The sequence below is a fragment of the Polaribacter batillariae genome (genome assembly GCF_017498485.1).
Lineage (GTDB): Bacteria > Bacteroidota > Bacteroidia > Flavobacteriales > Flavobacteriaceae > Polaribacter > Polaribacter batillariae.
The window spans coordinates 2,878,188-2,896,602 of sequence record NZ_CP071795.1 but is presented as its reverse complement, the minus strand read 5'-3'; the positions used below and the strand labels follow the sequence as shown (position 1 = coordinate 2,896,602).

General features: G+C 31.6%; 20 protein-coding genes and 1 tRNA gene. 4 read left to right on the top strand and 17 right to left on the bottom strand.

All coding sequences use genetic code 11. The features are described 5' to 3' along the window. Nucleotides 1-13: 13 nt before the first annotated feature. The 3 genes from JL193_RS12855 (at nucleotide 14) to trpA (ending at nucleotide 2,846) form a co-directional block, all read left to right on the top strand. Nucleotides 14-745, top strand: a complete 732-nt coding sequence (locus JL193_RS12855) for a phosphoribosylanthranilate isomerase (protein WP_207971183.1) — start codon at nucleotides 14-16, stop codon at nucleotides 743-745. 54 nt (nucleotides 746-799) lie between these two features. After that, nucleotides 800-1,984: a tryptophan synthase subunit beta gene (trpB, locus tag JL193_RS12850; RefSeq protein WP_207971182.1), complete on the top strand. Its 1,185-nt coding sequence runs from the start codon at nucleotides 800-802 to the stop codon at nucleotides 1,982-1,984. Between the two features lie 94 nt (nucleotides 1,985-2,078). After that, nucleotides 2,079-2,846 (top strand): tryptophan synthase subunit alpha, encoded by a 768-nt coding sequence (trpA, locus tag JL193_RS12845; RefSeq protein WP_207971181.1) that lies wholly within the window; start codon nucleotides 2,079-2,081, stop codon nucleotides 2,844-2,846. A 302-nt stretch (nucleotides 2,847-3,148) separates the two neighbouring features. On the opposite strand, the gene JL193_RS12840 is transcribed toward trpA, so the two are convergent. The 5 genes from JL193_RS12840 to JL193_RS12820 all read right to left on the bottom strand — a co-directional run bounded on the left by JL193_RS12840 (nucleotide 3,149) and on the right by JL193_RS12820 (nucleotide 5,977). After that, on the bottom strand, nucleotides 3,149-3,769 hold the full coding sequence (locus JL193_RS12840) for an IS630 family transposase (protein WP_243456899.1): 621 nt from the start codon (nucleotides 3,767-3,769) through the stop codon (nucleotides 3,149-3,151). Further along, a complete protein-coding gene (locus tag JL193_RS12835; protein WP_207970473.1) occupies nucleotides 3,714-4,217 on the bottom strand; it encodes a helix-turn-helix domain-containing protein in 504 nt (167 codons plus the stop codon). The genes JL193_RS12840 and JL193_RS12835 overlap by 56 nt, the downstream gene beginning before the upstream one ends. A 114-nt stretch (nucleotides 4,218-4,331) precedes the next feature. After that, nucleotides 4,332-4,404, bottom strand: a tRNA-Lys gene (locus JL193_RS12830). A 60-nt stretch (nucleotides 4,405-4,464) separates the two neighbouring features. Beyond that, nucleotides 4,465-5,232 carry an ABC transporter ATP-binding protein gene (locus tag JL193_RS12825; RefSeq protein ID WP_207971180.1) on the bottom strand — a complete coding sequence of 256 codons (768 nt, stop codon included), beginning with the start codon at nucleotides 5,230-5,232 and terminating at the stop codon, nucleotides 4,465-4,467. A 4-nt stretch (nucleotides 5,233-5,236) separates the two neighbouring features. Continuing rightward, nucleotides 5,237-5,977: an MlaE family ABC transporter permease gene (locus tag JL193_RS12820; RefSeq protein WP_207971179.1), complete on the bottom strand. Its 741-nt coding sequence runs from the start codon at nucleotides 5,975-5,977 to the stop codon at nucleotides 5,237-5,239. Nucleotides 5,978-6,086: 109 nt separating this feature from the next. Between JL193_RS12820 and pafA the strand changes: the two genes are divergently transcribed. Then, a complete protein-coding gene (pafA, locus tag JL193_RS12815; RefSeq protein WP_207971178.1) occupies nucleotides 6,087-7,727 on the top strand; it encodes an alkaline phosphatase PafA in 1,641 nt (546 codons plus the stop codon). Nucleotides 7,728-8,067: 340 nt separating this feature from the next. Here pafA and JL193_RS12810 read toward each other — a convergent pair whose 3' ends face one another. The 12 genes from JL193_RS12810 to ykgO form a co-directional block, all read right to left on the bottom strand. Further along, nucleotides 8,068-8,742 (bottom strand): PrsW family intramembrane metalloprotease, encoded by a 675-nt coding sequence (locus JL193_RS12810; protein ID WP_207971177.1) that lies wholly within the window; start codon nucleotides 8,740-8,742, stop codon nucleotides 8,068-8,070. 3 nt (nucleotides 8,743-8,745) lie between these two features. Next, complete coding sequence (gene ctlX, locus JL193_RS12805) at nucleotides 8,746-9,678, bottom strand: citrulline utilization hydrolase CtlX (protein WP_207971176.1); 933 nt, start codon at nucleotides 9,676-9,678, stop codon at nucleotides 8,746-8,748. Between the two features lie 187 nt (nucleotides 9,679-9,865). Next, on the bottom strand, nucleotides 9,866-10,780 hold the full coding sequence (locus JL193_RS12800) for a dimethylarginine dimethylaminohydrolase family protein (protein ID WP_207971175.1): 915 nt from the start codon (nucleotides 10,778-10,780) through the stop codon (nucleotides 9,866-9,868). 65 nt (nucleotides 10,781-10,845) lie between these two features. Next, nucleotides 10,846-12,132: a citrate synthase gene (locus JL193_RS12795; RefSeq protein ID WP_207971174.1), complete on the bottom strand. Its 1,287-nt coding sequence runs from the start codon at nucleotides 12,130-12,132 to the stop codon at nucleotides 10,846-10,848. A 285-nt stretch (nucleotides 12,133-12,417) separates the two neighbouring features. Beyond that, complete coding sequence (eno, locus tag JL193_RS12790) at nucleotides 12,418-13,704, bottom strand: phosphopyruvate hydratase (protein ID WP_207971173.1); 1,287 nt, start codon at nucleotides 13,702-13,704, stop codon at nucleotides 12,418-12,420. Between the two features lie 129 nt (nucleotides 13,705-13,833). Beyond that, nucleotides 13,834-14,952 carry a glutamine-hydrolyzing carbamoyl-phosphate synthase small subunit gene (gene carA, locus JL193_RS12785; protein ID WP_207971172.1) on the bottom strand — a complete coding sequence of 373 codons (1,119 nt, stop codon included), beginning with the start codon at nucleotides 14,950-14,952 and terminating at the stop codon, nucleotides 13,834-13,836. Nucleotides 14,953-15,048: 96 nt separating this feature from the next. Next, nucleotides 15,049-15,522 carry a 50S ribosomal protein L17 gene (gene rplQ, locus JL193_RS12780; RefSeq protein ID WP_207971171.1) on the bottom strand — a complete coding sequence of 158 codons (474 nt, stop codon included), beginning with the start codon at nucleotides 15,520-15,522 and terminating at the stop codon, nucleotides 15,049-15,051. Nucleotides 15,523-15,582: 60 nt separating this feature from the next. Continuing rightward, nucleotides 15,583-16,575, bottom strand: a complete 993-nt coding sequence (locus tag JL193_RS12775; protein WP_207971170.1) for a DNA-directed RNA polymerase subunit alpha — start codon at nucleotides 16,573-16,575, stop codon at nucleotides 15,583-15,585. Nucleotides 16,576-16,668: 93 nt separating this feature from the next. After that, complete coding sequence (gene rpsD / locus JL193_RS12770; RefSeq protein ID WP_207971169.1) at nucleotides 16,669-17,274, bottom strand: 30S ribosomal protein S4; 606 nt, start codon at nucleotides 17,272-17,274, stop codon at nucleotides 16,669-16,671. Between the two features lie 129 nt (nucleotides 17,275-17,403). Then, entirely contained in the window at nucleotides 17,404-17,787 is a 384-nt protein-coding gene (gene rpsK, locus JL193_RS12765; RefSeq protein ID WP_207971168.1) for a 30S ribosomal protein S11, read from the bottom strand. An 80-nt stretch (nucleotides 17,788-17,867) separates the two neighbouring features. Further along, the gene (rpsM, locus tag JL193_RS12760; protein ID WP_207971167.1) at nucleotides 17,868-18,233 is read right to left on the bottom strand and encodes a 30S ribosomal protein S13; all 366 of its coding nucleotides are present in this window, start codon (nucleotides 18,231-18,233) and stop codon (nucleotides 17,868-17,870) included. Continuing rightward, entirely contained in the window at nucleotides 18,233-18,349 is a 117-nt protein-coding gene (ykgO, locus tag JL193_RS12755; protein ID WP_004568720.1) for a type B 50S ribosomal protein L36, read from the bottom strand. The genes rpsM and ykgO overlap by 1 nt, the downstream gene beginning before the upstream one ends. Nucleotides 18,350-18,415: the final 66 nt, after the last annotated feature.

Sequence of the window (18,415 nt, the reverse complement as noted above, 5' to 3'; positions counted from 1 at the left end):
AACCATAAAAAGAATGAAACTAAAGGTTTGCGGAATGAAGTTTACAGAAAATATGCAACAAGTTGCAACATTGCAACCTGACTATTTAGGTTTTATTTTCTACGAAAAATCGAAAAGAAATTTCGAAGGTATTATTCCTGAACTTCCAAAATCAATTAAAAAAACGGGTGTTTTCGTAAATGAATATAAAGAAATTGTAATTTCTTTAGTAGAAGAATATGGTTTAGAAGCTGTTCAGTTACATGGCGACGAATCCGTTGAATATATTACAGATTTAAAAGAGCAATTAGCTGAAAGAAGGGCTTTGTTTATTGAAGAAAATAAACACATTAAAAAGAAAAAAAATCAACACAAAATTTCTAGAAATGAAATAGAAATTATAAAAGTTTTTGGGATTAAAGACGAATTTAATTTTGATGTTTTAAAACCTTATGTAGAAGTGGTAGATTATTTTTTATTCGATACCAAAGGAAAAGAAAGAGGAGGAAATGGAACAAAATTCGACTGGTCTGTTTTAAAAAAATATCCTTTTAAAAAACCATTCTTTTTAAGCGGTGGAATTGGATTAGAAGATGTAGAAGAGGTAAAAAAAATATTGAAATTAAATTTACCAATTTATGCATTAGATGTAAATAGCAAGTTCGAAAGCAAACCAGGAGTTAAGAAAATAGAAGAATTAGAGAAATTTAAAAAAAAATGTCATTTCGAACGAAATGTAATGGAGTTGAGAAATCTTAAGTTTTAATAATTTTTTGAGATTTCTCCATAAAGTCGAAATGACAAACAATATAAAAAAAATATGAAATCAAAATTTCACCCAGACAAAAACGGCTATTTCGGACAATTTGGAGGCGCATTCATTCCAGAATTGTTATATCCAAATGTAAAAGAATTAGAAGATAATTACATTCAAATTATCGAATCTAATGAGTTTCAAACAGAATACAAATCGTTGTTAAAAGATTATGTTGGGCGTCCAACACCATTGTATTTTGCAAAACGGTTATCAGAAAAATATGGCGCACATATTTATTTGAAACGAGAAGACTTAAATCATACTGGAGCACACAAAGTGAATAATACAGTTGGTCAAATTCTAATCGCTAAAAAACTGGGCAAAACCAATATTATTGCAGAAACTGGAGCAGGACAACATGGAGTTGCGACAGCCACAGTTTGTGCGTTAATGGGATTAGATTGTACGGTTTTTATGGGCGAAAAAGATATAGAACGTCAAGCACCCAATGTTGCCAGAATGAAAATGTTAGGCGCAAAAGTTGTGCCTGCCACAAGTGGAAGTAAAACTTTAAAAGATGCCACTAATGAAGCCATAAGATATTGGATTCAAAATCCAGAAACTTTTTATTTAATTGGTTCTGTGGTTGGGCCACATCCGCATCCAGATATGGTGGCAAGGTTGCAAGCAATTATTTCTGAAGAAATGAAATGGCAATTAAAAGAAAAAACAGGAAAGGAAAATCCGGATACGATTATCGCTTGTGTTGGTGGAGGTTCTAATGCAGCAGGTGCTTTTTATCATTTTATGGACGATGAAGATGTAGAATTAATCGCGGTTGAAGCTGCTGGTTTAGGCATACATTCTGGCGAAAGTGCAGCCACTTCACAATTAGGAGAGGTAGGAATTATCCATGGAAGTAAAACCATTTTAATGCAAGACGAATATGGGCAAATTGTAGAGCCTTACTCGATTTCTGCAGGCTTAGATTATCCAGGAGTTGGCCCACTACATGCTTTTTTATACGAGAGTAAAAGAGCGACATTTATGAATGCAACCGATAAAGAAGCATTAGCTGGAGCTTATGAGTTGACCAAAATCGAAGGCATTATTCCTGCTTTAGAAACAGCCCATGCTTTGGCAGTTTTACCAAAAATGAAGTTGGAAAAAGACCAAGTTGTAGTGATAAATTTATCTGGAAGAGGAGATAAAGATTTAGAAACGTATATCAAACATTTAGAAGAGTAGTTTTAGAATTTGTCACCTTGAGCGCAGTCGAAAAGGTTATGACAATTAAACAAATAGTTCTCGACTGCGCTCGAACTGACAAAATCGAATAAATATGAATTCAATTCAACAATTATTTCAGCAAAAAGATAAAAACCTCTTATCGATATATTTTACCTGCGGTTTTCCAAAATTAGAGGACACTACAAAAGTAATTGCTGCTTTAGAAAAAAGTAAGGTAGATTTTATTGAGGTAGGTTTGCCATATTCAGATCCTTTAGCAGATGGACCAACCATACAAGACAGTAGTCACAAAGCTTTACAAAACGGAATTAATTTAGATATTGTTTTTGAGCAATTAATAACCATAAAGGAGACCAATAAAACACCTTTGGTTTTAATGGGGTATTTAAATCAAATGCTAAAATATGGCGAAGATAAATTCTGTAAAAAAGTAGTTGAATGTGGTATAGATACGTTAATTATCCCAGATTTACCAATGGTAGAGTTTGAAAATCATTATCAGCAATTATTTGAAAAATATGGTTTAACAAATGTATTTTTAATTACACCCAATACAGAAGAAGAAAGAATTAGAAAAATAGATGCCTATACAAAAGCATTTATTTATGTGGTTGCATCGTCGTCTATTACAGGTGCTAAAGGAGAAATTTCTGACCAACAAATTGCCTATTTTAAAAGAATTAAAGCAATGAATTTAAAGAGTAAATTAATTGTTGGTTTTGGTATTTCAAACAAATCGACCTTTAATACGGCTTGCAAATACGCAAATGGAGCGATTATTGGTTCTGCATTTATTAAAAATTTAGATAAAAATGGAATTGATACAATAGATGATTTTATAAGACCAATTATTTCATAAAAAACAAAAGGCGAAACTTAATAGTTTCGTCTTTTTTTTTGTTAAGAACTCTAATTTACATTATCTCTTTTTTTCTTTATTCTTAGAATTCGTGCTTTCATGTGTAAGATTAAAGTACTCATGTTTATCATTTCAAAATTTAAGTCATTAATTCCTCAATTTTAAACCGTAAAATACAATAATACCTTTTAAATAAAAAAAACGTCCAAACAATTAAGTTTAGACGTTCTATTGTGACCGGGCTGGGGCTCACTTCGACTTCGCTCAGCATAAACTTCTCGCCCATACGTTTCTTATACCATTTAAACATTAAAAACGTTATAAAAAGATTTTAGATAAAATTCATATCCGGTTATAGACTTAATGGTATTATTATCCATTTGATAAATTAGGTGCTCTATTTTGGATTCTAGTATATCTAAAGTGTCATAAATTTTCATTGCAATTTTACTTTTAAGGTATTGCCAAACTTTTTCAGCTGGATTTAGTTCAGGGCAATATGCAGGGATAGGTAATAAGATAATATTATCAGGCAATTTTACATCTTTAGTAGAGTGGAAAGCTGCATTGTCAATAATTACAATTTTTAGTTCCAAAGGATTACAGGCACTTAAGTCTGTTAAATACTCAATAAAAAAGTCTTTACACACAGTATCTGTTAGCATGCAGAAACTCTCACCTGTAATGGGTGAAAAACTTCCCCATAGCCATTTACTCTGATAACTATGTTTGTACTTTGCTATAGGTTTAACGCCTTTAGCTGTAGTGACTCTTTTTTGTTTGGTGATTAATCCAAAACGAGATTCATCTTGAAAAAATAAATTGACCGATTCAAAGTTATTTTTATTTAGTTTTGTTCTAAATAATTTAAAAGTGTTTTCTAGGTTTTTTAAAAACCATTTCGGCTTTCGGGTCTTTTTTATAATGTGACTTTCTTGATACTTTTAGCTTAGACTTATGTTTTCGCCTACAATGTGCATAAAGTGCACCATAATTTATCATCTCTGATAAATCTTCGGCTATATGAGCTTGTAACTCTATATAGGAAGTTATGGTGGTATCGCTGTTAGATAATGTCTTGGAGATATAGGCTTTTGCTCTATCAGAAATATGAACGGTATTATTACCTCCGCTATGTATTTCTAATAAATTTGAAAGGCCTCCTGTTTCATAGTCTTTAATCCAATTGCCTATGGTGGTTGGACGTCTGCCAAGCTTCTTTGCGATCGCATTACGATAGATGTATTTCCCGGACTTTATGTAGTATAACATTTTTAAACGATCTCTTCGTAATTCTGTAGTGGTAGACTCATATAGTTTTCGCAATTCAACAGATTCTTCTTTAATGGATAAGGTAATTTTCTTTGGCATATTGAAAGATAATAAATTTTACCTCGAAAGATAATAAATATTATCTTGAATTCAAAGTTTAAATGGTATTACATAAAAAAAACGTCCAAACAATTAAGTTTAGACGTTCTATTGTGACCGGGCTGGGGCTCGAACCCAGGACCCTCTCCTTAAAAGGGAGATGCTCTACCAACTGAGCTACCAGGTCATTCTTTTCTCTTAGCGGGTGCAAATATAGTAGTTATTTTATAAAAAACAAACTTGAAATTTATTTTGTTTTATTTAAATAAGCTTCCCTTACTTTTTTAAATAAATTAGAAGAATAAACAAAGCTCACAACAGCTTCATTTTCAGTTTCGAAGATGTCTTCACTAGTACCTTCCCACTCTTTTTTTCCTTTGTTTAAAAAAACAATTTTTTCTCCAATTTCCATTACAGAATTCATATCGTGGGTGTTAATTACGGTTGTAATTTTATATTCGTCTGTAATTTCTTGAATTAATTTGTCTATTACAATAGCTGTTCTTGGATCTAAACCCGAGTTTGGTTCATCACAAAATAAATATTTAGGATTCATAACAATCGCTCTTGCAATGGCAACCCTTTTTTGCATTCCTCCAGACAATTCTGCCGGTAACTTATCGTTTGAATTTTCTAATTTTACCCTTTTTAAAACAACATTTACACGTTCTAACATCTCTTCTCTAGATTTTTTTGTAAACATTTTAAGAGGAAACATTACATTATCTTCTACAGTTTGCGAATCGAAAAGTGCGCTTCCTTGAAAAACCATTCCTATTTCTTGGCGCCATTCTTGTTTTTCTTCTTCTGTAAAATTGGTATTTATTCTTCCGTCAAAAGAAATGGTTCCTTTTTCTGGAGTATGTAACCCGATTAAAGACTTTAAAAAAACAGTTTTTCCAGATCCGCTTTGACCGATTATTAGATTGGTTTTTCCAGGATAAAAAGTTGTGGTAATTCCTTTTAAAACCTGAACATCTCCAAAACCTTTATGTAAATTTTTTACTTCTATCATAGCATTAAGTTAGTAATAATTGAGTTAAAATATAGTTCATTATTACAATTAAAATCGTTGTCCAAACTACAGATTGTGTACTTGCCCTTCCTACAGCAATCGAACCTCCTTTTACATAATAACCGTGGTAAGAAGGTACTGTAGCTATTAAAAATGAAAATACTAAAGTTTTTATCATCGCATATACGATTAAAAAGGGTTTAAAATCTGTTTGCAACCCTATTATATAATCTGTACCAGCAAATAAACCCGAAAAAACTCCTGCAATCCAACCTCCAAAAATTCCTAAAAACATTGCTAAAAGAATTAAGAACGGATAAAAGAATAAGGTAGCAACTACTTTTGGTAAAACTAAATGACTTATGGAGTTTATTCCCATAACATCCAATGCATCTATTTGCTCTGTTACACGCATTGTACCAATACTAGAAGTTATATAAGACCCTACTTTTCCTGCCAAAATAATGCAGCAAAAAGTTGGCGCAAATTCTAAAATTACAGATCTTTTTGCGGCAAAACCAATTAAGGAATCTGGAATAAAAGGACTTTCTAAATTTAAGGCTGTTTGCAAAGCAATTACACCCCCAATAAAGAAAGAAATAAACATAATAATTCCTATCGATTTTATCCCTAAATCTTCTATCTCTTTCATTACTGCTTGATAAAAAATGCGAGAACGTTGTGGTTTTTTAAAAACACGTCCTAACATAATAAAGTATTTACCAATATGTTCTAAATAATTCATTCAAAGTAATTTTATGCTAAAGTATTAAAATATCATTAATTCAATGTTAATTATCGCAAATCAAAATAAAAAATAATTACTTTTGAAGCTTAATTATATATTTTTACGAATGAAATATTCTATTTTATACTTATTAGCGGCTACACTTCTATTTTCTAACGGCAATCAAAAGCCTGTAAAACAAGAAAGACCAAAACTGGTTATTGGAATCGTAATCGACCAAATGCGATACGATTATTTAACTCGTTACGAAAGTAGGTATGGAGAAGGTGGTTTTAAACGTTTGCTAAATAATGGGTTTTCTTTAGAAAATGCACATTATAATTACATTCCTACCTACACTGCTGTGGGGCACACTTCTATTTATACAGGAACCACACCTGCAAATCATGGAATTATTTCTAATAATTGGTACGATAAGTTCTTAAAAAAATCTATCTATTGTGTAGATGATAACAACTATAAAACTGTTGGTAATGATGGAGTTGTTGGACAAAAATCTCCCTTTAGATTATATACGACTACAATTACAGACGAATTGCACCTAGCACAAAACATGAAAGGGAAAACGATTGGAATTTCAATAAAAGATCGTTCTGCAATCTTACCTGTTGGACATACTGCAAATGCAGCCTATTGGTACGATGGTGGTAATAAAAACCAATGGATTTCTAGTTCTTTTTACATGAACGATTTGCCTAATTGGGTAAAAAAATTTAATACCAATAACAATGCAGATACCTACTTAAACACACCTTGGGAAACTTTATACGATATTGAAACATACACCCAAAGTAGAGCTGATAATAATATTTTTGAAAATAATTTAGTTGGAAAAGAAACACCTACGTTTCCTAAAGATTTGAAAAAATTAAGAGAAAAAAACGGTAATTTTAGTTTGATAAAAACAGTTCCTGCAGGAAATACTTATACCGTAGATTTTGCAAAAGCAGCCATTAAAGCAGAACAGTTAGGAAAAAGTGAATACACAGATTTTTTGGCTGTTAGTTTTTCTTCTACAGATTATGTTGGTCATAAATATGGCGTTTCTGCAGTAGAAACTGAAGATACTTACTTGCGCTTAGATAAAGATTTAGAAGATTTTTTTAATTTTTTAGATAAAGAAGTTGGAAAAGGAAATTACACTTTATTTTTAACTGCAGATCATGCAGCTGTTCACGTTCCTGCATATTTGCAATCTCTAAAAATTCCTGCACATTATTTAGATATTCAAAAGTTTAGAGAGTTTATTTTAGAAGTTACTAAGAAGTATTTTAATTCTACAGAATTAATTGAAAACGTTTCTAACTATCAAATATTTCTTGACAAAAAGAAAATAGAATCTTTAGGTTTAAATAAAAATGATGTTGCACAAAGGTTGGCGGATGAAGTTGTAAACTTCGATCAAATTTACAAAGCTGTAACTGCAAGAACGCTGCAAACCACATCTTTTACCGATGGCATTTTAAACTCACTTCAAAATGGCTACAATCAAAAATTTTCTGGCGATGTTTTAATGGTTCCTTATCCTGCTACTTTAATTTCTTCTAGAAAAGGCACAAGCCATGGTTCTGGTTATTCTTACGACACACATGTTCCTATAATTTTCTATGGCAATGGAATTAAAAAAGGTTCTTCTGCTAAAAAATATGAAATTATAGATATTGCACCAACAATTGCTAATTTATTAAAAATTGAAGCACCCAATGGAACTTCAGGAAAAGTAATTGAAGAAGCTTTAGAAAAATAAAAACTTGTACATATTTTGATAAAACTCTGTTAATTCGAGTAATTTTTACGAGTGAAATGAATAAAAATGGTATCGAGAATTTTAGTTTTTAAATAGTTTTCGATACCATTTTTCGTGTCTTAAAATCTTCCCGAACTGAACTGATATTTTTGAAGTCTTTTTTACCAGTTATTGTTTGAAATTACTGGAAAAGAAATGGATGATTTTTTTCTTTATATAAAGAAGAAAACGAAAGCATAGCCTTAACTACGGTTTTTTTTTATTCTGAAATAGAAAGGAAAAAAAGGCGATTTATTACAGGGTTTTAAAATGGTAAATGGTATTAATTAAAAATACACCTCTAAACTCTAAAATTAGAACTATTTTGATGTCTTTTAATCGCTTTATTGGAAAGCACAATGCCAATAATTAACGAAATAAAAGCACCTATAGAGATGCCTGGAATAAAATTGATGAATAAGAAAAAATCGTAGGCTCCATGAAAAGCGGTTGCCAACAATAATCCTAATAGATTAAGTGTAATTCTATTGTTAGAAAATTTTGCTTTCCCCATAAAATACCCCATTAAAATACCAAAAGTAGCGTGTGCAGGTACCGCAGTAAAAGCTCTTAACAACCCAGTTCCTGCCCCATGCTGAAAAGTATATAGAACATTTTCTAACGCTGCAAATCCCATAGAAACCATTACTGCGTAAACTATTCCATCAAAAGGCTCGTTAAAAGCTGCATTTCTTTGTGCATAAAATTTTACAATAATATATTTTGATGATTCTTCTACCAAAGCCACTACAAAAAATGCTTGTAAAAATTGTTGTAGTACATTTTTGGCATCTGTTAAAGGAAATACTCTTGCTGCAATAAACCCAAAAACAACCGTTAAAATAATACTTACAGTTGCTCCTAAAAGGAAACTTTTAGTTAAAACTCCAATGGGTTCTTTTTCGTATTTATCTTTAAAATAAATGTAAATTATAATTACAAAAACGGGCGCAATTGCTAATAAGAGTAAACTCATAAATTATGCTTTTGGTAGAAAAACTTCTGCCATCATACAACGTGCGCTTCCACCACCACAGGTTTCTATGGTTTCTAAAGAACTCGAAATAATTTTACAGTGGTTGTTTATTTTGGCGATTTGACTCTGCGTTAAAGAATCGTGTGCAGCTTTACTCATTACTAAAAATAGCTCATCTTCTTTTCCGCGAACTTGCAACATATTTCCTGCAAAATTGTGCATCTGCTCTTCAGTAATTTCTATAACTTGTTTTCCATCTTCTTTAAAATGTCTTAAAACATTTTTTCTTTCTTTTTTATCATCTATAGTATCTAAACAAATTACCACAAAGGTTTCTGCTACGCACATCATAACATTGGTATGGTAAATGGGTTCTCTTTTACCTTCTACAGTTTGGTTTGCTACAAAAATTACGGGTGTATATTCGAAATCTTCACAAAATTCTATAAATAATTCTTCGTCTGCTCTTGGAGATAAAGCACAATATGCTTTTCTGTTTACACGGTCTAAAATAACGCTTCCTGTTGCTTCTAAAAAAATAGCTTCTTCTTCTGCAGATGTATAATCGACAATATTCTCGATTAAAAAACCTTCTTTTTCTAAGGTTTCTAAAATATCTTCTCTTCTTTCTAATCTTCTATTTACTGCAAACATCGGGTACAGAGCTACAGTACCATCTGCATGAAAAGAAACCCAGTTGTTAGGAAAAATAGAATCTGGAGTATCGTTTTTTAGTGTATCTGAAACGACAATTACATTTACTCCATAACTTCTTAAAGTATTTACATGGTTGTCGAATTCTTCTTGTGCTTTTCTGTTAATTTCTGTATTTCTTAACTCTAAATCTTCTTGAAAATAGTTATTTACAGCTGTTTGTTCGTTCATTCTAAATTGAATAGGTCGAACCATTAAAATTGTATTGGTAGTTTGTTGCATTTTTAAAATAGATAAACCACAAAATTAGCTTTTTTTATAATGATAAGAATTATAGTCTTAAAATAATTTGAGCTTGTTTGAAGAGTTATTTTTTTTGAATCGATTAAAGAAAGGTTTTTATACATCGTCTAAATAAATGTATAAAACACCCAGGCTAAAAAAAAGTGTTTTATGATGCTAAAACCAACTACTCTCTTATTAAAGGCATTGTAGAGCAGCGCAACAAACCTTCTTGTTTCGCAATCTCTGCATAGGGTACTTCTTCTACAGTAAAACCATTTTCTCTTAACCAAGTATTTAATCTGGTAAAGTTTTTTTCTGAAATAATAACATCTTCAGAAATTGAAAAAACGTTACTATTCATATGATACATTTCTTCTTTTGTAATTTCGAAAATGTTTTCTTTTCCGAAGAAATTAACCAACCATTGGTATTCTTTTTCTATTAAAAATCCGTTTTTATGTATAATGGCTTTGTTTTTTCCTATGGGCTGAAAACAGCAGTCTAAATGCAACGCATTTTCTTTTGGGTTTGTATTATCTTTTCTTAATTCGAAAGATTTTACAGTTTTCTCTGGAAAAATTTCTTGCAAAGTAATTACTGCATCTATATTTGTACGGGCAGTGATGTGTTCGGAATAATCTTTACCTGAATATGTTCCTACGAAAATATAATCGTTCCAAGGCATTACGTCTCCACCTTCTACGTGGCATTCTTCTGGCAGTTTAATAATCTTATTGGAGTCGATTTGAGCAATTACATGGTTAATGGCTTCTATTTCTTGGTCTCTATCTGGTAGAATGTTTGCTTTTATAAATTTGTCGTCTATTACAAAAGCGATATCTCTAGCAAAAATTTGATTGTAATTTTCAATAACTTTGGGTCTAAAAACTTCTACATTGTACTTCTTTAGAACTTTTTCGACTGCTTCCATTTCCAAAATCATGTCTTTTTCTTTTGGATAGGTTCCTGCAATTACATGTTGTACGCTTTTGGGGTCGTAACAATCTTCAACTTTTGGTACTCCACCATTACTTTTCGCAGTTCCTAAAACGACTGCTTTTAGTTTTGATGTTTCGTTTTTAATATTGAGTTGTAACATATAAAAAGTGATAAAAAAAGCCTCATAAAATATGAAGCTTTTTGTTTATGCAAAAATAATTAAAATTATCTATTGTCTATAGACTTAAATGGTCTTAAATTTTCTCCTGTATAAATTTGACGTGGGCGACCAATTGGTTCTTTATTTAAACGCATTTCTTTCCATTGAGCAATCCAACCTGGTAAACGTCCCATTGCAAACATTACTGTAAACATTTCAACAGGAATACCCATTGCTCTGTAAATAATACCTGAGTAAAAATCTACATTCGGGTATAATTTTCTATCTACAAAATAAGAATCATTTAAAGCTTCTTGTTCTAAGCCTCTTGCGATGTCTAAAATAGGGTCTTCGATTCCTAAATCTTTTAAAACTTCGTCTGCTGCTTTTTTAATAATTTTTGCTCTTGGATCGAAGTTTTTATAAACTCTATGCCCAAAACCCATTAATCTAAAAGGGTCCGATTTGTCTTTGGCTTTTGCCATGTATTTTTTTGTGTCTCCACCATCTTTTCTTATGGCTTCTAACATTTCTAAAACGGCTTGGTTTGCTCCTCCATGAAGTGGCCCCCAAAGTGCAGAAATTCCTGAAGCTATAGAGGCAAATAAACCAGCGTGAGAAGAACCTACAATTCTTACTGTAGAGGTAGAACAGTTTTGTTCGTGATCTGCATGCAAAATTAATAATTTATCTAAGGCATCTTTTATAATTGGGTTCATCACATAGTCTTCATTTGGTTCTTCGAACATCATTCGCATTATATTCTCTACATAACCTAAAGATTTCGATCCATAATTTAAAGGTAAGCCTTTTTGCTTGCGCATTGTCCAAGCTACTAAAACAGGAAATTTTGCCATTATTTTAACAATAGCATTGTACATTTCTTCTTCAGAATCTACATTTACAGATGAAGGATTAAATGCTGTTAAAGCACTGGTTAACGAAGATAAAATACCCATTGGATGCGCAGTCTTAGGAAAAGCATCTAATATTTTTTTAATATCGTCATCTACCACAGATTTTGTTTTAATATCTGCGTGAAATTTATCTAATTGTTGTTTTGTTGGTAAATCTCCAAAAATTAAGGCATAGGCAACTTCTAAAAAATCTGCTTTTTCTGCCAATTCTTCAATTGCATATCCTCTATATCTTAAAATTCCTTTTTCTCCATCTAAAAATGTAATGGCACTTTCACAAGAACCTGTATTTTTATATCCTGGATCTATTGTAATAATACCATTTGTTGCACCTCTTAAAGTTTTTATATCTATTGCAACTTCATTTTCTGTTCCTTTCACAAGCGGAAATTCGTACGAATTTTCTCCAATCTGTAATTTTGCTATATCTGACATTTATAAATGGTTTTTAAGTATTTTTCTGTGCTCACGAAGATACCAAATTTTAAATAATTTATAAAGACTGATATATAGAATTTTAATATTTTAAAATAATATTAACTTATATTACAATTCACAAAAAAAGAGGCTGTCTCAAAAGTAAATTTAGCTGTTATTTTGAGTGAAGTCGAAAAATCTAAAATATTGAAATTCAATAAATAAGATTTCTCCATTACAGTCGGAATAACAACTTTTAATACTTTTCGAGACGGCCTCCTTTAATTTTATCGAGTGAAAAAATTAGATTTTAAAAGCATCTTGCTTTGGAAAATAAGCAATATCTCCTAACTCTTCTTCAATTCTTAATAGTTGATTGTATTTCGCCATTCTATCTGAACGAGAAGCTGAACCTGTTTTAATTTGACCACAATTTAACGCTACAGCTAAATCTGCAATTGTATTATCTTCAGTTTCTCCAGATCTATGAGACATTACAGAGGTAAAACCTGCATTTTTTGCCATATTTACGGCTGCAATTGTTTCAGTTAAAGTTCCTATTTGGTTTACTTTAATTAAAATGGAATTTGCAATGCCGTTTTTAATTCCTTTTGATAAACGCTCTACATTGGTTACAAATAAATCGTCTCCAACCAATTGCACTTTATCTCCAATTTTTTCTGTTAAATATTTCCAACCTTCCCAATCGTTTTCATCCATACCATCTTCGATAGAAATAATTGGATAATTAGCAGCCAATTCTGCTAAATAATCTGCTTGTTCTTTGCTTGTTCTTACTTTTCCTTTGCTTCCTTCGAATTTTGTGTAATCGTAAGCTCCATCTACATGAAATTCTGCTGCTGCACAGTCTAAGGCAATCATTACATCGTCTCCTAAAGAATACCCTGCATTTTTAACTGCCAAACCTATTGTATCTAATGCATCTTCTGTTCCGTTTAAAGTTGGTGCAAAACCGCCTTCATCTCCAACTGCTGTAGATAAATTTCTATCGTGTAAAACTTTCTTTAAATGATGAAAAATCTCAGATCCCATTTTCATTGCATGAGAGAAAGAAGTTGCTTTTACAGGCATTACCATAAATTCTTGAAACGCAATTGGAGCATCTGAATGCGAACCTCCATTGATAATATTCATCATTGGAACTGGTAATGTGTTTGCAGAAACACCTCCAATATATCTGTATAATGGCATTCCTAATTCATTCGCTGCTGCTTTAGCAACCGCTAAAGAAACTCCTAAAATTGCATTTGCACCTAATTTAGATTTGTTTGGTGTACCATCTAAATCTCTCATTAATTGGTCGATTGCATTTTGTTCGAAAACAGAAACGCCTAACAATTCTGAAGCGATTTCGTCATTTACATTTTTAACGGCTTTTAAAACCCCTTTTCCCATGTAATCTTTTCCTCCATCTCTTAACTCAACAGCTTCGTGTTCTCCTGTTGATGCTCCTGAAGGAACTGCTGCTCTACCTAAAATTCCGTTTTCTGTAGTTACATCTACTTCTACAGTTGGGTTTCCTCTTGAATCGAAAATTTGACGTGCGTGAACGCTAATAATAATGCTCATTATATATTGTTATTTAGTTATTTATCTGTTTTTAAACTTTGGTGCTAATTTACGAAAAAGCTACTGATTCTCTTGATTTTAAAGAGTTTCTTACGAAAACGTTTTCAATAGAAAGGCAGCATTTTACAGCTAAGCAGGTACGTTATTGTGTTTTTTTATGGTATCTATAAATTGATCAAATAAATATTCTGAATCATGTGGTCCTGGGCTTGCTTCTGGATGATGTTGAACAGAAAAAACGGGTTTATTTTTCATTTGAATACCAGCAACTGTATGGTCGTTTAAGTGAAGGTGTGTAATTTCTACATCAGAATTTGCTTCTGTTTCTTCTCTATTGATGGCAAAACCGTGGTTTTGTGAGGTAATTTCTCCTTTTCCTGTTAATAAATTTTTCACAGGATGATTGATTCCTCTGTGCCCATTGTGCATTTTATAAGTAGAAATACTATTTGCCAAAGCAATAACTTGGTGGCCTAAACAAATTCCGAATAAAGGGAGGTTTCTTTTGATAATTTCTTTTGCGACTTCTTGCGCATCTTTTAATGGTTCTGGATCTCCTGGACCATTTGAAATAAAATATCCATCTGGATTAAAAGAAGCTAAATCTTCAAATGAAGAATTATAAGGAAATACTTTTATATAGGCGCCTCTTTTAGTAAAGTTTCTTAAAATATTTTTCTTGATACCTATGTCTAAAGCAGCTATTTTAATATCAGCGTTTTCATCTCCAACAAAATAAGGTTCTTTGGTAGAAACTTTAGAGGCGAGTTCTAAACCTTTCATACTTGGTACTGCTGCTAATTGCTTTTTTAATGCATCTATATTATCGACATCTGTAGATATAATGGCATTCATTGCTCCATTATCTCTAATATATGCTACTAATGCTCTGGTATCTACATCCGATATTCCAACTAAATTATGTGCTTCAAACCAATCTTTTAAATTTCCATCTGAATTTACTCTAGAATGTGTAAAACTAAAATTTCTACAAATTAATCCGGAGATTTTAATTCCATCAGATTCTACTTCTTCTTTATTTACTCCGTAATTTCCAATGTGTGCATTGGCCATTACCATTATTTGCCCAAAGTAAGATGGATCTGTAAAAATTTCTTGGTAACCTGTCATCCCCGTATTAAAACAAATTTCTCCTGTGGCTGTCCCTTCTATACCTACAGATTTACCGTAAAAAATAGTTCCGTCTGCTAATAAAACTAAGGCTTTTTTTCGTGTTTGATATTTCATAGATTGTTGTTGTGTTTGATATTGTAAAAATATAAAAAAAGGGATAAACGTAAACGCTTATCCCTTTTATATGATTTAAAAATTTTCATTTTTAATTTATTCTTCAGATTTTTCTTCTGTTGTTGTTTGTTCTACTTGTGGGGCATTTGCTTTTTTGCTTCTTCCTCTACGCGTAGATCTCTTCGCTTTTTTACCTTTAGGATTGTAAATTTCGTTGTAATCTACAAATTCTATCATTGCCATAGGAGCATTGTCTCCTTGACGGTTTCCTAATTTAATAATACGTAAATAACCTCCTGGTCTATCTGCAATTTTTACAGAGATTTCTTTAAATAATTCTGTAACAGCAAATTTATCACGTAAATAACTAAAAACAATACGTCTGTTATGAGTTGTATCTGCTTTAGACTTCGTAATTAAAGGCTCTGCGAATAAACGCAGTGCTTTTGCTTTTGCAAGTGTTGTGTTAATACGCTTGTGCTGTATTAAAGAACAAGTCATATTTGCTAACATCGCTTTTCTGTGCGCTGTTTTTCTTCCTAAGTGGTTAAATTTTTTTCCGTGTCTCATGACGTTTGTTTTATACTTTCATCTTGCTCAAACCCGCTTTGAGGAGCAAAATATGAAAGATTAATCTCTATCTAATTTATATTTGCTTAAGTCCATACCAAAGTTTAATCCTTTAACAATTACTAATTCTTCTAGTTCTGTTAATGATTTTTTACCGAAGTTACGGAACTTCATTAAGTCGCTTTTGTTAAAAGAAACTAAATCTCCTAATGTATCTACTTCTGCTGCTTTTAAACAATTTAAAGCTCTTACAGACAAATCCATGTCGATTAATCTGGTTTTTAATAACTGACGCATGTGTAATGATTCTTCATCATACGTTTCTGTTTGTGCAATTTCATCTGCCTCTAAAGTAATACGCTCGTCTGAGAATAACATAAAGTGGTGGATTAATATTTTTGCAGCTTCTGTTAATGCATCTTTTGGATTGATGGATCCATCAGTATCGATATCGAAAACTAATTTTTCGTAGTCTGTTTTTTGTTCTACACGAAAGTTTTCAATTGAATATTTTACGTTTTTTATTGGCGTGTAAATAGAGTCTGTAAAGATGGTTCCAATTGGTGCAGTTGCTTTTTTATTTTCTTCTGCAGGAACAAATCCTCTACCTTTTTCTATGGTAATTTCTGCATTTAATTTTACAGATTTATCCATATTACAGATTACTAAATCTGGGTTTAGTACCTGAAAACCTGAAATAAACTTTTGTAAATCGCCTGCAGTAAATTGCTCTTGTCCAGAAACAGATACAGAAACAGTTTCTCTATCAGTATCGTCTATTTGTTTCTTAAAACGTACTTGTTTTAAGTTTAGAATAATTTCTGTAACATCTTCTACAACTCCTGGAACTGTAGAAAACTCATGTTCTACACCATCTATTCTTAATGATGTTATTGCAAAACCTTCTAAAGATGATAAAAGTACTCTTCTTAAAGCATTCCCTACTGTTAAACCAAATCCTGGTTCTAGTGGTCTAAACTCAAATCTACCAGAAAAATCTGTAGATTCGATCATTATTACTTTATCTGGTTTCTGAAAATTTAAAATTGCCATATTTCTTCGTTTTAATTGTTATTTGGTTGCGCGGTTTAAATGTTTGAAGAATTTCAAATAAACCCTTTGGACAAATACCAATATGATTCGTTATTATTTAGAATATAATTCTACAATTAATTGTTCTTTAATGTTTTCTGGAATTTGCATTCTTTCTGGTACTTTTACGAAAGTTCCAGATTTGGTATCGTTGTTCCAAGTTAACCATTCAAAAACATTGTTATTAGAAGCTAAAGCATCTTCGATAGCTACTAATGATTTAGATTTTTCTCTAACAGATACCACATCTCCTTCTTTTAATCTATAAGATGGTATGTTTACTAGCTCTCCGTTTACAGTAATGTGCCTGTGAGAAACTAACTGACGTGCACCGCTTCTAGATTTAGAAATTCCCATTCTATAAACTACATTGTCTAAACGAGACTCACATAATTGTAATAAGATTTCACCTGTAATTCCAGAGGCAGATTGTGCGTCTTTAAATAAGTTTCTGAATTGACGCTCTAAAATACCATAGGTATATTTTGCTTTTTGCTTCTCCATTAATTGGGTAGCGTATTCAGATTTTTTTCCTCTTCTTCTAGCATTTCCATGCTGTCCTGGAGGGTAGTTTCTTTTTTCGAAGTTCTTGTCTTCTCCAAAGATTGCTTCGCCAAATTTACGAGCAATTTTAGTTTTTGGTCCTGTATATCTTGCCATTTCGTTGTTGTTATAAATAGGGGTTATGAATTAAGGCTTACTCCTTCGATAACCTGATTCCTATTAAATTAAAATATAATTTTTTATTTATTTGTAAAATGCCGTGCATATAATTTGATAAAAATCAAATTATACTCTTCTTCTTTTTGGTGGACGACATCCATTGTGTGGAATTGGAGTAACATCGATAATTTCAGTTACTTCAATACCAGAATTGTGGATAGATCTAATCGCAGATTCTCTACCATTTCCTGGGCCTTTTACATAAACTTTTACTTTACGTAAACCCGCTTCTTTTGCCACGTTTGCACAGTCTTCTGCTGCTAATTGAGCTGCATAAGGAGTATTCTTTTTAGAACCTCTAAACCCCATTTTTCCAGCAGATGACCAAGAAATAACGTCACCTTTTTTATTTGTTAAAGATATAATGATATTGTTGAAAGATGCAGTTATATGAGCCTCTCCAATAGCATCAATTATTACTTTACGTTTCTTTGTGCTTGCTTTTGCCATAATTATTTTAAGTTTTAGTAATTTAGTTTTCTAATTTTTAACTTTCGTTAATGTTTAGATCTTTATTACTTTATCTAACTTTATTTTTTCTTGTTAGCTACAGTTTTTCTCTTACCTTTTCTAGTACGCGAATTGTTCTTAGTTCTTTGCCCTCTTAAGGGAAGTCCTAATCTATGGCGAATTCCTCTTTGGCAACCAATATCCATTAAACGTTTAATGTTTATTTGTACCTCAGAACGCAATTCTCCTTCAATTGTAAAAGATCCAACTTGTTCTCTAATTGCAGCGATTTGATCATCTGTCCAGTCTTGAACTTTAATGCTCTCATCTACTTTTGCTTGTGCTAAAATTTGTTTAGCTCTACTGTTTCCTATACCAAAGATGTAAGTTAAAGCGATAACACCTCTTTTATTCTTTGGAATATCAATACCTGCTATTCTTGCCATTACCCTTGTCTTTGTTTAAATCTAGGATTTTGTTTATTTATTACATATAATCTACCTTTTCTGCGTACTATTTTGCAGTCGGCACTTCTTTTCTTAACTGATGCTCTTACTTTCATCTCTTTTGTTTTATTTAAAAATTAAAGATTTAGTAGATTCAAAAAAAATAACTAATCGTTTAATTT